Consider the following 12633-nt stretch of genomic DNA (forward strand, 5'->3'; position numbering starts at 1 on the left):
AATAAAATGGAGGTATAAAGATGTCTAATAAAAATCAAGAGGAAAAATTTGAATATATAGAGATAAATGGAATTAAAATACCTATTTTATCCACTTTAGATTCTGAAACTGATACAGTCTCATTTGTTGACGGAGCAAAAGAATATCTTGAAAATTTAAACAAAGAAATGACATTAAACCTATTTGACAACCTATAGTTCAAAATTATAAATTGTACAAATCAACGAGAATCTCATAGAAAATTTTCTTCTCTTGTTTCCATAACGTGTAGACACTATCCTGAATTTCTTGATATGCCTATTCACATGCTCCATCTAGATTCTCCGCTTTGAAATAGTCGAATTGTATTTTCTATCTTCTTTAGTTAATTTGTTCCTTTTTGTCGATTTTGTAAGTATTAAGCTGTTACTGTGTATCTTATTTATGCCTATGTATCCTTAGATCTTTTTCGTCTGCCACTATCTGAGTCTTTAGCGTGTGCTTTTTCTTTTTTCCCGAGTAATATTTCCGCTGTTTTTTTAGGATGCTCAATTTCGCATTCCGTAGTGTCAACCAGTACAACCTCTATCTCAGTGTCTCTGAAAAGCTCCCTCTTTTAGACAAGGAAAACTCCCTGCTTTTTATCAGTATGTTCTCAGTTCATTTAACACACTCACAGATGGTACTTTTTGCAACGCCGTATTCAAAGGCAATGTTCGCCATAGTTCTTAATACGGAAGCATAGTTACAAGCCTGTCAAGGGCAGACAGTTTTGATGGATGTCCAACTGCCTCTTAAATGTTCAATTTTATAGCCTCATTCAATAGTTTCCTTTCTTAATTTTTTTATTCTTTCAATATTCATTGCCAGTATCTTTGTTACCATTTATTATATCAAGATTATTAAATAAGTCTATAGTGATACTAGTGATACTTTATTTTGCAATTTTTCCTTACATTATATTTTTTTAAAAATAATTTTCGCTATTTCATCATTTATATCTTCTATCGTTCTTAATTTGTCATCTTTAACGCAAGAAATTACATCCCACTTATATTTTACTGACAATTCTTTTGCTACTTCATAGGAATTTTTCAGGTAATTTTTATCTTTTTCGTGAATATCCTTCTCTTTTTCTCCAGTTATTTTATTTTCTCTATTTTTCATAAGTTTTTGACTAAACTCAAATGGAATATCTAAGAAAAATACAATATCTGGCTCTGGTATTGCTATTTTTCTCCATTCCAAGTCTATTAACCAGTTCAAATATATTTCACGTTCAGATTTATCAGATATTTTCGGCACTTGATGAATCATATTTGAAATTGTGTACCTATCACTAATCACGATTCCCCCATTTTTGTAAAACTCTTCCCATTCAGTCTTAAACGAAGCAAACCTGTCAACTGAATAAAGTACAGAAGTCGCATAAGCATTAACACTTTCCGCTGTTTTTCCAAATTCACCTGCAAGATACATTTTTACAGGCTCGGAAGCTCTGCTTTCATAATTTGGAAAAGATATTTTCTTTACTTTTCCTTCCCCTTCTATTTCTTTTAATTTCTTGTATAGCAATTCCGCCTGTGTCTGTTTCCCACTTCCATCTGTACCTTCTATAATTATTAATTTTCCCATTTTTATTTCCTTCATTTTTAAAAAATATTTATAATCAAAAATATAGTAGTCTTTAAAAAAGACTACTAAAATTCTAAATTGTACTTTTATTTTCTGATATTTTACTGATTTTGCCATTTTATAAATCACTTTAAATAGTTATTTTTAGAGATTTTGAAATAATTTTACTTTTTAATTCAAGTCATAATTATTATTTTTACTTATTTTAAAAGGATCTCTTTTTATAAACTCTTAGTCTATAAGAAATTTTTTCAACGTTTTATAAAAATTTGCCTCATTTTTGCTTCCTAGTTTTTATAGTAAAAATGAAATACAAACTTTTGTAATCTATATTTATTTTATCAAATTCTTATTAAAAAATCAAGGAGTGATAGATGAAAAATTCAGATACAACAAACCTTTCTGAAAAAGATATTGAGAATCTAATACAAATAAAAATTATAGAACTGGAAGAAATGAAACTCCAAGATTTGAAAATTTTAAAAAGGGCTTCATATTACTACACTTAATTTGTCCATCGCTATATCATGTTTCTCCTGTTTGACTATATATTTTTTTATGGTTGCTTTCATTTAAGCCTACTTACATAATATCCTTATGACCAGAAATGTCTGTTTCCAAATTTATATCTTAAGTTTGCATGCTTGTCAAACATCATCAATATACTTCTCCCTTCAGATATCCCATAAAATTTAATACACCTATAGCATATGCAGGTGATCTTTCATCAAATGTCCTTCTATTATTTCAACTCCTTTATATTCATATAATCTTATTAAAATTTTTCCCACACTTTTTCTGTATTGACTACATATAATTTTTCGTCTATACTTAGGTGTAAATACTATATGACACACTTGTACATCCATTTAATATGAGACAGTCTATTTAGTTCTATTAGCCATTAAATACTTTCCTTTCATTAATAGTAGCTTTGAACAACGCTATTATAACGAAAGGTGTATTTTGTTGCAAACTTACGTTTTCGCACCCGCTATGCGGACGGTTTTATATTTCACACGCTTTGCGTACTCAACTGACTAAAGTCAATAAATAAAATAAGTTTAAGTAATTATTAAAAATATTATTGATTAAGAGTTTTCAGACACGCCTGTATTAAACTTTTTAAAAGATATTATAAATTTTTTACAAATCTTCTGCTCCAAATGAATATGGTAAAAGCTCTTCTAATGAAGTGATTTTATATTTTTTATCCTTATTTGTTAAAATTATTACTGTATCCTTGTCAGAAAATTCTCTTATTACCTGTCTACACGCTCCACAAGGGCTAATTGGCTCAGGTGTTTTTCCTGTTACAATAAGTACTTTTATTTTCTTCATATTTTCAGTAACCGCTGTTGTAATCGCATTACGTTCAGCACAAAGTGTAAGTCCAAAAGATGCATTTTCAACATTTACTCCTTTATGCTTTTTTCCATTATTATCGATTAACAATGCTGCTACAGGAAATTTTGAGTAAGGTACATAGGCTTTCTCTAACAAGAGATTTATTTCATCAATGTAATCTAATATTTCTTTTTCATTTAAAGTCATTTACTTTCACTTCCCAACTTAAATAATTTTTCTCAAATTTTTTAATAATCTATTTTAAATCATCAAATGACAACTGAACTACATTACTTTTCAAAATTGAACTAAGCTGTACTCCAATAAGTCGTACTTCATCTTTTTTTTCAAAGAATTCCAGATTTTCGATTGCTGCTTCGTATATTTCGTTTATATCATTAGTTGCACTTTTCAAAGTCTTTGAGCGGGTATGTGTTACAAAATTGGAATACCTGATTTTTATTGTAACAGTTTTAGCAAATTCATTTTTCTCAATAAGTTTGCTGCTCAATCTTTCTGATTGCTTTTTTAATTCAGCATGTAATATAAAAATATCATTTTCCTCCTGATTAAAAGTAACTTCGTGTCCATAAGACTGTCTTTTTCTATCTGTATTTATTTCAGAAGAATGCAAGCCACGAATAGCATTATACAGATACTCTCCTTTACTTTCCCCAAATCTTCTGATTAACTCATTTTTTTCAATTTCATAGAGTTGAAAGACATTCGTTATATTAAATAATTTCAATACTTCCCTTGTTTTTTTTCCGATTCCTGGAATTATCCCAAGTTCCTTATTATAAATATAATCTAAAAAATGTTCACGGTTTCTAAATATAAAATAGCCATTTGGCTTATCAATATCACTTGCAATTTTAGCGCTTATCTTGCTAAAACCTATACCAACTGAGCAAGTAAGCTTAGAATTATCATAAATAAATTTTTTAAATTTTTTTATAAATCTCTTTATCTTTAAAATTTCATCTCTTTTATCAAGTTTCATATTTTTATTCCGAATAAATTCTGTAATATCAATATAACCTTCATCAACAGATGTAAATTCAGATTTTTTCAACACATTTTTTATTAATCCCTGTATTCTCCTGCCCTCTTCAAAATAAATACCTTTTCTAAGACTTACGACAATAAGATTTGGGCATAGCCGTTTAGCCTGAACTGTTGGCATTGCAGATTTTACTCCATATTTTCTAGCTTCGTAACTTGCCGTTGTAACAACTCCATGTCCTACTGCAATAGGCTTTCCTCTAAGTTCCCTGTTATCCCTTTGCTCAATTGCCGCAAAAAAAGCATCCATATCATAATGCAAATAAATTTTTTCTTTTTCCATTATCAAAATTTCCTAAAATTGTATTGTTGGTAAAATCATATTAAATTCGCCATTTTCAATTTTATACTTATAATTAGCCAGATTTGCTAATTCCAGACTATGAGTAACTATTATTATTGACTGATTTCTTTCCTGATTTATTTTCATAAATAGTTCATTTATCATATTACTTGTTTCTGTGTCAAGATTTCCTGTAGGTTCATCAGCTAGTATTATATCAGGATCGTTAATCATCGCCCTTGCTATTGCCACACGCTGCTTTTCCCCTCCTGAAAGCTCCATTGGTTTATGTTTTATACGTTTTGCAAGTCCCACTAGTGCAAGCAGTTCTTTTGCTTTTTTCTTAATTTCATTCTTATTCATATTTTTATTTACAAGTGCAGGCATCATAACATTTTCAAGTGCTGTAAATTCATTTAACAAATAGTGAAATTGAAAAACAAATCCTATTTTTTTATTTCTTATTGCTGTTTTTGCTTTTTCATTTTTATAGTGTATCTTTTCTCCGCCTATATAAATTTCTCCATCAGTCGGCTCATCTAAAAGACCAAGTATATTTAAAAGCGATGTTTTACCACTTCCTGACTTACCTTGTATTGAAATAAAATCTCCTTTGTTAAACGCCAAGTTTATATTTTTTAGAATATGAATATTTTCAACTTTTGTCTTATAAATTTTATTAACATTTTTCAATTCTATTATTTTATTCATATTTTAACGCCTCCACAGGTTTTAATCTGGCTGCTCTAGCTGCTGGGAAGATTGTTGACAAAAATACAACTACAAATGTTACTCCATAAATAATAAGAAGTTCCTTTTGTGAAATATACAAAGGCAACTCTTCCAGATAATAAGTTCCACCTTTCATATATTCCTTAAATAAAATTTTTAACCCTATAAGTACAAGTGGCGACAATCCACTTGCCAGAACCATCCCAAATACGCCAATTATCAATCCTTCTATAGTAAAAATTCTTCGAACATTTTTATTTGTATATCCAATTGATTTCAAAATTCCAATATCCTTAATTTTCTCACGTACAATCATATTTAAAATTACCGATACAGCAAAACTTGCAATAACGAGAAGCAAACTTAAAATCGCAATTAACACAAATTTTTCAAACTGTACTGCTTTTAAAAGATTCTGATTTATCGTTTTCCAGCTTACTATAGCATATTCTTCTTGATTTATTACAATTCTTATCTGATTTAATACTTCTTCAACTTTTTGAGGACTTTCAACTTTAATGCCTATTTCAGTAGTAGCTTCACCTTGTTCGGATAATATCTGCATTGTTCGTAATGGAACGATTGCAAGGTTTGAATCATATTCTAAAAATCCTGTCTTGAAAATTCCTCTCACAATAAGTTTTATCTCCTTATTTTCAGCTGAGACTAAACTTACTTCCTGCCCAACTTTCAACTTCATCTCACTTGCTAAGGCTTCTCCAATCAGAACAGAATTTAACTCTGAAATATTATCATTTCCATGAACCATTTTAAGTTTTAGTCCATTTTTGACATTTTCTACACTAATCCCATCTGCTAGCACTCCTTTTGCATAGCCTTCAAATTTCATTATTGACTGACTATTAATTTGTGGAATTACAGCCTTGACACCTTTTATTTTTTTTATATTCTCTACAGTTTCATTATATCCTTCAAAAAAAGGCTTCTTCTTATTTTTTATTAAAATATGTGGACTCATAGTGAGCAGCGAATTTATCATATTTTTTTCCAATCCATTGGAAACTGTTAGCGAAACAATAAATACTGTTACTGCAATTGCAACTCCAAGCACTGAAAATATACTTTGAAACTTTCTCTCAATAACATGTCGAAATGCAATAAAAAATTCTACCATATTTTCTTTCCTCTTCCTTTCTATTTAATATCACTATCTTATATCACTCGACATTTCATGTGAAATATTATAATTTTCCATCAATGCTGATTTTTGTGCATTAACCTTGGCAACATCTAATACAATTTCATTGCCGTCTTCATCTTCAAAAACAATAAATTCTTTGTTTGTATTTTTCACTTTTTTTACAAAATCATTAAAATCCTTATATTTCTCTCCATTAACTTTAGTAATGATTCTGTTCTCAAGTTCAGAATACCCAAGATTTACATCAAATGGAAGAACCCTTACAAGAATTACCAATCCATTGTAATCTTTAAACAAATCCTCTCTATCATATACTGCTGAAAGTGTATTTGCTGGATGTTCTTCAGTAAACGATGTAATGTAATTTGTTGTAAGAGGCTCAAAAATTAATCCACCATAAACATAGTAAGAAGGAGCTTCCTGAAGTTTCGTACTTTTTACCACACTAAATTTTATATCAGCCTTTTTCAATGTAACTTGTCCTTTATATACCTTTTTATCTCTAATAATTTCATAACTTAATGTCTGTCCATATTTTTTTTCTTGATTTATAAAATTAAAGTCTGTTTTCTCATTTTTTCGAAATTCTACAGTTCCATCTGACTCAATATCATGCCCATCCAATTTCAATAACACATCATTTCTTTGGAGTACACCGTTAAATGGAGAATTTGGAAGAATTTTTTTTATAAAAACACCTTTTGAATCATTTTTTAATCCCAGCATTTGCCGCTGAGATGTACTTTCAAGCTTTGCCCATTGTAATCCTAATTTTGGAGGTCCATCATAAGTTCCATCTTTTATGTCATCCAAAAAATTTTCAAGTATGTTTACAGGAATAAAATACCCTATATTATCTGCCTGAGTAAGTCCTGCAAATGCTACACCCACGACCTTACCTCCACTCAGTACAGGTCCACCACTATTCCCACTGTTAATTGCCGCATCAGTTTGTCCAATAAGGAATTTTTCATTTGTCAAAGTGTAGCTGTTATGCTCCATTCTTGATACAATTCCTCTCGTAGTACTAAGCTTGTCTCCACCCAAAGGGTACCCGTAAACTGTAAGGCTATCTTGTATATTTGGAAGTTTTCCCAATTTCAAGGTTGTTGTTCCGCTAAAGAATGATTTATCCTCAACATCAACTAATGCTAAATCATATTCTTCCGAGATAAATTTTACATTCGCCTTATATTTTTTTGAATCGCCTTCTTTTCTTACCTGAAGGAATTTTTCATTTAGTACTGCATGAGCATTTGTAATAATTCTATTACCATCTATGATAAACCCTGTTGCAGTCGAGCTGAAATCCTGTCCGTTTTGCCAAGGGGACATGTAATTATGCATCTGGTGTGCAGTATAAACCTTTACAAGAGCTTTCTTTACCAAACTGTCGTTGGCAAAAACAGTATTACATAAAAATACACTTATCATTAAAATTAAATTTCTTATTTTCATTTTTTTACCTTTCTTGGATACTTAATTTAGATTAAATATCCAGTTTCTCTCCAATCTGATTTTGTATTAACTTCAAAAATAGCAATTCATCACTTATATTCATTCTCATCTGTATTCTTTTTTTGTCTGTTGTTATTATTTCCAGAAACTTGTCAGCTTTCCCCATGCCCACTCTAATTATTCTGAGCGATGCACTTTCAATATTTTTCATTTTAATACGAACTTTCTTCATAACTATCTCATCATTTTCAATCACAATTTTAAATTCAAAAAGAAGTATTGACGCTATTATGACATAAACAAAAATAATCACAATAAATGCTATTCTTATTATAGTCAGTTTCTCAGCTCCTATAATTCCTTTATATAACGAATATGCAGCTATAAATGCTATTACCATAAAAAAAATAGATGATGAAATCATATATCTTAAATTTGCCCTGAAAATATATTTATTTTTCTCATCTTCTATTTTTAAGTTTTCAAGTTTATTTTTTAAATTTTCTGTATTATTTAATTTGTTCATAATATAACCTACCTATAAAAATATTTATGAAATTTATGTTAGTCAACTATTTTATAAATAACTTCTCCTTTTCTTTTTAGATTCAAGTTATTTCTTGCAAATTTCTCATTTTTATCCTTATTATTAACTCCTGCATTCTCTTTTTCCTGCTCTAATTTACTTTTTCTTTCTTTCAATTCCTTTATCTGTTGATTAGTCTGTGATAAACTTAACTGCATATCCTTTTTTCCCATGAACACATTAACACTTTGAAGTACAAAATGTACTACTAAACTAAAAAATATTATGTTTCCAATTAAACGGAGTTTTTTCATTTTCTATTATTTTCCTTTCTTGATTATCAAAATATTTTATTATTATTTTTCTCTATTCTTATCATTGCGTATTTTTTCTATCTCTTTTACAAAACTGTCTAGACTGTCAAATTTTTTGTAAACTGATGCAAATCTAACATAAGCAATTTCGTCTAAATCTATTAAGTATGAAAGTATTTTATCTCCCAGCTCACTGGACTTTATTTCACCAGAATAGTTTGTAAGTATTTCACGCTCAATTTTATCCAAGGTTTCTTCTATTTTCTCATTGTCAATTTTACGATTTTCGAATGCCCTGACAATTCCATTATAAACTTTTTCACGTGAATACTGCTGTTTTTCTCCATTTTTTTTTATTACTGTTAGCGACAGTTCTGCAACTTTTTCATGCGTTGTAAATCTTTTTCCACATTTTTCACATTCACGTCTTCTTTTTATTGAATTTCCCTCAAAATATGCACGGCTATCAACAACCTTTGTATTTTCATAGCCACAAAACGGACATCTCATAAAATTTCCCCCTCTCGATTTATTTAAATTGTTTCAGGGTTTGTTAATTATGTAATCCAAGCTAGACAACAGATATCTATTCATTCATTTCTTCTGCTCTTATAATTTCAATAATTTCCTTATTTGAATTAGCTTTCAGCAAACTGTCAATAAATTTTTCATCCCTGATTAATCTTGAAATTCTTGCTAGAACTTTAAGATATTCCTGAGTTTTGTTTTCAGGACACAGAAACATAAAAAATATATTTACATCTTCATCATCCATTGAATTATATGATACACCATTTTTAGAAATTCCAAAGGTTACTATGAGCTCGTCTACTGCATTAGTTTTTGCATGTGGTAAGGCAATTTTTTTACCAATTCCCGTAGACCCCATTTCTTCCCTTGCAAAAATATCACTCAGTCCCTGCTCTTCATTCTTTATTAAGCCTGTATCTTTTAAATTATTATACAACTCTTTAATTACTGCATTTTTATTTTTTGATTCTAAATTTAAATTTATTGTGTCAATTTTGATATAGTCAGCGACATTTTTAGTTTCCATAAAATTCCTCCATAATAAATTTCTTTATTTTTATCTCAACCTGTAAATTTCTGTTTATAAAATTTTCAAAAATTATAACCATTTTTCTTAAGAAATCAATATATTTTTCAAATTTTTTCTGAATTTCAAGTATATTTGAAGTATTTTTTGAAATTTGCAAAATTTCTTTATATTTTTTTATATTTTCGCTTTTTTCTTTTCTCAATATTAAACTTATTTCCTCAATATCATAAATACCCTGTTCTATCATTATCCTTCGCAAGAATGATAATACAACATAATATTTATAGCCTTTCTTCAAACAAGGAAGGATATCAATGAAACTCAATATTTCCACCAGCTTATCAAAAAAATTTCCATTTTCATTTATCATATAATAAATTTTATCTATACTATCCAATATATATAATGAAATTTCCAGTTTGTCAATATTTTTTATAATGTTATTAAAATTTTTTATAATTTCCACTTCTTTTATAATGTAATAATTGTTTCTTTGTGAAAGTGTTACTTCAACTTCATTCAGCGGATTTAAGGAAACAACATTTCTTTTATTGGATTTTCGAATTCCATAGGCAGTTGCTATGATTTTACCATAATCCTTACTGAAAAGTGTAACCTGTAAATCCGCTTCCTTCATTTCTTTTTTCTTTAAAACAATACAATTTGTCTTTATTATTTTCATAAATTTATAACTTATCCAAATGAATTATCTAAAATTTGACAATCTATAAATTATCTGAGAACTTCCATCCTTCACAGAAATTTTTGTTGGATAACTATATCCGTTAGAAGTCTTGTAATCACTAAAATTCACGATGTTACCGCTGCTCTTTATAGATGTCAGCCAGTTATTTGAGAATGTAAATGTATCTCCATTTTTAGTCTGTGTCTTTTTAGATTTTATACTTCTTAGCTTATTGAATACCGCTAAAATATTTGCTTCACTTTTTTCAACTTTTTGTGTTACAGTCTGTTTTAAGCTTGGATAATAAATAGTTTTTTTGCTTCCACTGAAAGTATAAACTTCACCCTTATTTACACTTGGTGCCGTAATTTGAAGCTTCATCGTACCTGAGTTGTATGTCATAACATAACTTTTGCTTCTTCTTTTACCATTAAATGTGGCATCTTCCGTCACATTTACCGTAAAATTACTTTTTTCCCAAAAATCCTTTGAGAAAGAAAAAACTGATACCAATAAAAATAATAAAATAACTTTTTTTGTTAATGTTAATTGTTTTAACATAATTAAACTCACCTCTTTTTTAATTTATTAAATAGCATTACTTATATGATAAATGCTATTCTGTTATATATTAATACACATTTCTTTAATTTGTTTGTGAATTCTCTTTATTTTGCTGTTCTTCCTGAGCTTTTAACTCTTTTTGTATCTGTGTATTTATTGAATCATTAATACTCCATTTATAGACTAGGACACTTTGAATATCAAATATGTTCACATTAGGCTTAAACCTTACTTCCTTCATTTTATTGAATGCGTTCAGTTCTGTCACTTTAAAAGTTCCTACTCTAAGTCCTCTTGGTAATATATCACTTACTCCTGAAGTTTCTATATTAAATATTGTATCCTTATTAACACTAGTTTCATTATAATTCTGAATTGAGTATGTCCCATTTCCGTTTCCACGTAGAATTTGAAGACTTCCATTATTTACAACTACGCTCAGTTTAGAAGTTTTGCTTGTAAGCAAGGTAACTTCAGAATATTCCTCACTGACTTTAGAAATCTTTCCTATAAGATAGCCATCATACATTACAGGCAGATTTATTTTTATTCCCTGTGCAGATCCTTTATTTATATACATTTTTTCTGACGAATTACCATTTTCCACGAGTGCTACGTCTGCAGCTATAAATTCAGCTTGTGTTTTTTGACGCATTTCAAGCATTTTACGTAAATTTTCATTTTCTTGCTTCACATAAGCAAGTTCCATATTCTGAACTTTATTTTTTTGCAGCTCAAAATCTCTTGTCTTATTATTTTCGATGTAATCATCAATATAGCTAATATCATTAACTCTGGATTTTAACTTTAATATCTGTGTGTAAAGCATGCTCTTCACTTTTACCAGCCTGAAATTTACTGACTGTGTTATTCCGTCCATAAAAGTAAATGAACTTGTAATCCTATTTTTAAATGCAAATAAAACTATTATTATAATTATTATTATTAAGATTGTCCTACCTGTACTTTTTTTCTCATAAAAATTATCCAAACTCATTATTACATAATCCTCTCGATTTTATTTATAGTAAATCTTTTAAAACTGGATCTATCCATTCCAAATTTTGAAAAGATAATTATTTTCAAAAGTTATCAGATATAAAAATCAGTATTAAAACTTTTTAACATTGATATAATAACATATAACATACATTATATCAAGTTTTTTATAATTAATTTTTTTATGGCGTTAACATTTTTTGTTTACTGAGCATGATAAAAAATTTTTTTTAAAAAAAAGAGATATCCTATATATATTTGCGAAATATCTCTTTAACAAAATATAATATTATTCCTGACCTACTATTTTTATATAACGTTCAGTTAGCTGTGCCTTTCTATGCGGATTATAATGTAAATACAGCTTTACACTTTCAACTGATCCTAAATCTGTTTTAATGAATTTCTCAGGATTTTCATTTCCCCAGTATATAAACTCTGGTTTTTTAGCAGCTTTTCTTGCTTGTTCCTCTTTTTCCCTGTCCTCCTGCAGACGAGCCTCTCTTCTGTATTTTTCAACGATTTGCTGTCTAGTCAAAGGATTTGCTGTGGCGCTTGTCGTAACCCTTCCAGTTTGAACATCTGGAAGAATTTGAAATTTATTAGACAAGATATCTTCAAGTTTTACTCTTACTTCTTTGGGATTAAATCTCTCTAATTCTGCTTGTTTTCTATATTTATCAAGAACTTTCTGTTTTTCTTCTGAAAGCTCAGCAAAAGATACTGCGGAGATAATTATTACTGTAATTAAGATAAATTTTTTCATTTTCTGATTTCCTTTCTATAATTATAATTTTTTTAATTTCGTATTAGTTTAAAATTTT

The 12633-nt window shown here is 28.7% G+C and carries 16 protein-coding genes and 1 pseudogene; 2 read left to right on the forward strand and 15 right to left on the reverse strand.

Annotated elements, in window-relative coordinates; translation table 11 throughout:
• Positions 1-20: 20 nt before the first annotated feature.
• The gene (locus tag AB8B23_RS06515; RefSeq protein ID WP_369712070.1) at positions 21-197 is read left to right on the forward strand and encodes a hypothetical protein; all 177 of its coding nucleotides are present in this window, start codon (positions 21-23) and stop codon (positions 195-197) included.
• Positions 198-936: 739 nt separating this feature from the next.
• Here AB8B23_RS06515 and AB8B23_RS06520 read toward each other — a convergent pair.
• Positions 937-1614, reverse strand: coding sequence for a dTMP kinase (locus AB8B23_RS06520; RefSeq protein ID WP_369713915.1), 678 nt, complete (start codon positions 1612-1614; stop codon positions 937-939).
• A gap of 374 nt (positions 1615-1988) precedes the next feature.
• On the opposite strand from AB8B23_RS06520, the gene AB8B23_RS06525 reads away from it, so the two are divergent.
• Positions 1989-2123, forward strand: coding sequence for a hypothetical protein (locus AB8B23_RS06525; RefSeq protein ID WP_021745256.1), 135 nt, complete (start codon positions 1989-1991; stop codon positions 2121-2123).
• On the opposite strand, the pseudogene tnpA reads toward AB8B23_RS06525, so the two are convergent.
• From tnpA to AB8B23_RS06595, 14 genes and pseudogenes are all read right to left on the reverse strand, one after another.
• Positions 2106-2479 (reverse strand): annotated as a pseudogene (tnpA, locus tag AB8B23_RS06530) (IS200/IS605 family transposase). The gene AB8B23_RS06525 and the pseudogene tnpA overlap by 18 nt on opposite strands.
• Positions 2480-2760: 281 nt before the next feature.
• The gene (cdd, locus tag AB8B23_RS06535; RefSeq protein WP_369712071.1) at positions 2761-3168 is read right to left on the reverse strand and encodes a cytidine deaminase; all 408 of its coding nucleotides are present in this window, start codon (positions 3166-3168) and stop codon (positions 2761-2763) included.
• A 49-nt stretch (positions 3169-3217) separates the two neighbouring features.
• Positions 3218-4309 (reverse strand): DNA polymerase IV, encoded by a 1092-nt coding sequence (dinB, locus tag AB8B23_RS06540; protein ID WP_369712072.1) that lies wholly within the window; start codon positions 4307-4309, stop codon positions 3218-3220.
• Positions 4310-4321: 12 nt separating this feature from the next.
• Positions 4322-5020: an ABC transporter ATP-binding protein gene (locus AB8B23_RS06545; protein ID WP_369712073.1), complete on the reverse strand. Its 699-nt coding sequence runs from the start codon at positions 5018-5020 to the stop codon at positions 4322-4324.
• On the reverse strand, positions 5013-6176 hold the full coding sequence (locus tag AB8B23_RS06550; protein WP_369712074.1) for an ABC transporter permease: 1164 nt from the start codon (positions 6174-6176) through the stop codon (positions 5013-5015). The genes AB8B23_RS06545 and AB8B23_RS06550 overlap by 8 nt, the downstream gene beginning before the upstream one ends.
• Before the next feature lie 33 nt (positions 6177-6209).
• Positions 6210-7661, reverse strand: coding sequence for a S1C family serine protease (locus tag AB8B23_RS06555; protein WP_021745262.1), 1452 nt, complete (start codon positions 7659-7661; stop codon positions 6210-6212).
• 31 nt (positions 7662-7692) lie between these two features.
• Positions 7693-8187 carry a hypothetical protein gene (locus tag AB8B23_RS06560; RefSeq protein ID WP_021745263.1) on the reverse strand — a complete coding sequence of 165 codons (495 nt, stop codon included), beginning with the start codon at positions 8185-8187 and terminating at the stop codon, positions 7693-7695.
• A 38-nt stretch (positions 8188-8225) separates the two neighbouring features.
• Positions 8226-8501 carry an FtsB family cell division protein gene (locus AB8B23_RS06565; protein ID WP_021745264.1) on the reverse strand — a complete coding sequence of 92 codons (276 nt, stop codon included), beginning with the start codon at positions 8499-8501 and terminating at the stop codon, positions 8226-8228.
• A gap of 42 nt (positions 8502-8543) precedes the next feature.
• Positions 8544-9011, reverse strand: coding sequence for a transcriptional regulator NrdR (gene nrdR / locus AB8B23_RS06570; RefSeq protein ID WP_021745265.1), 468 nt, complete (start codon positions 9009-9011; stop codon positions 8544-8546).
• Between the two features lie 76 nt (positions 9012-9087).
• Complete coding sequence (locus AB8B23_RS06575; protein ID WP_021745266.1) at positions 9088-9558, reverse strand: PTS sugar transporter subunit IIA; 471 nt, start codon at positions 9556-9558, stop codon at positions 9088-9090.
• A complete protein-coding gene (gene recO / locus AB8B23_RS06580) occupies positions 9548-10243 on the reverse strand; it encodes a DNA repair protein RecO (protein ID WP_369712075.1) in 696 nt (231 codons plus the stop codon). Before recO ends, AB8B23_RS06575 begins: the two co-directional genes overlap by 11 nt.
• Before the next feature lie 24 nt (positions 10244-10267).
• On the reverse strand, positions 10268-10807 hold the full coding sequence (locus AB8B23_RS06585) for a hypothetical protein (RefSeq protein ID WP_021745268.1): 540 nt from the start codon (positions 10805-10807) through the stop codon (positions 10268-10270).
• 85 nt (positions 10808-10892) lie between these two features.
• On the reverse strand, positions 10893-11807 hold the full coding sequence (gene mreC / locus AB8B23_RS06590; RefSeq protein ID WP_369712076.1) for a rod shape-determining protein MreC: 915 nt from the start codon (positions 11805-11807) through the stop codon (positions 10893-10895).
• A gap of 291 nt (positions 11808-12098) precedes the next feature.
• Entirely contained in the window at positions 12099-12575 is a 477-nt protein-coding gene (locus AB8B23_RS06595; protein ID WP_369712077.1) for a hypothetical protein, read from the reverse strand.
• Positions 12576-12633: the final 58 nt, after the last annotated feature.

The organism is Leptotrichia sp. HSP-342, assembly GCF_041199995.1.
Classification (GTDB): Bacteria; Fusobacteriota; Fusobacteriia; order Fusobacteriales; family Leptotrichiaceae; genus Leptotrichia; species Leptotrichia mesophila.

Bases quoted from the DNA above. Each gene is read 5' to 3' on its own strand.
- AB8B23_RS06515 (WP_369712070.1), top strand. From the start codon at position 21: ATGTCTAATAAAAATCAAGAGGAAAAATTTGAATATATAGAGATAAAT.
- AB8B23_RS06520 (WP_369713915.1), bottom strand. From the start codon at position 1,614: ATGGGAAAATTAATAATTATAGAAGGTACAGATGGAAGTGGGAAACAG.
- AB8B23_RS06525 (WP_021745256.1), top strand. From the start codon at position 1,989: ATGAAAAATTCAGATACAACAAACCTTTCTGAAAAAGATATTGAGAAT.
- cdd (WP_369712071.1), bottom strand. From the start codon at position 3,168: ATGACTTTAAATGAAAAAGAAATATTAGATTACATTGATGAAATAAAT.
- dinB (WP_369712072.1), bottom strand. From the start codon at position 4,309: ATGGAAAAAGAAAAAATTTATTTGCATTATGATATGGATGCTTTTTTT.
- AB8B23_RS06545 (WP_369712073.1), bottom strand. From the start codon at position 5,020: ATGAATAAAATAATAGAATTGAAAAATGTTAATAAAATTTATAAGACA.
- AB8B23_RS06550 (WP_369712074.1), bottom strand. From the start codon at position 6,176: ATGGTAGAATTTTTTATTGCATTTCGACATGTTATTGAGAGAAAGTTT.
- AB8B23_RS06555 (WP_021745262.1), bottom strand. From the start codon at position 7,661: ATGAAAATAAGAAATTTAATTTTAATGATAAGTGTATTTTTATGTAAT.
- AB8B23_RS06560 (WP_021745263.1), bottom strand. From the start codon at position 8,187: ATGAACAAATTAAATAATACAGAAAATTTAAAAAATAAACTTGAAAAC.
- AB8B23_RS06565 (WP_021745264.1), bottom strand. From the start codon at position 8,501: ATGAAAAAACTCCGTTTAATTGGAAACATAATATTTTTTAGTTTAGTA.
- nrdR (WP_021745265.1), bottom strand. From the start codon at position 9,011: ATGAGATGTCCGTTTTGTGGCTATGAAAATACAAAGGTTGTTGATAGC.
- AB8B23_RS06575 (WP_021745266.1), bottom strand. From the start codon at position 9,558: ATGGAAACTAAAAATGTCGCTGACTATATCAAAATTGACACAATAAAT.
- recO (WP_369712075.1), bottom strand. From the start codon at position 10,243: ATGAAAATAATAAAGACAAATTGTATTGTTTTAAAGAAAAAAGAAATG.
- AB8B23_RS06585 (WP_021745268.1), bottom strand. From the start codon at position 10,807: ATGTTAAAACAATTAACATTAACAAAAAAAGTTATTTTATTATTTTTA.
- mreC (WP_369712076.1), bottom strand. From the start codon at position 11,807: ATGAGTTTGGATAATTTTTATGAGAAAAAAAGTACAGGTAGGACAATC.
- AB8B23_RS06595 (WP_369712077.1), bottom strand. From the start codon at position 12,575: ATGAAAAAATTTATCTTAATTACAGTAATAATTATCTCCGCAGTATCT.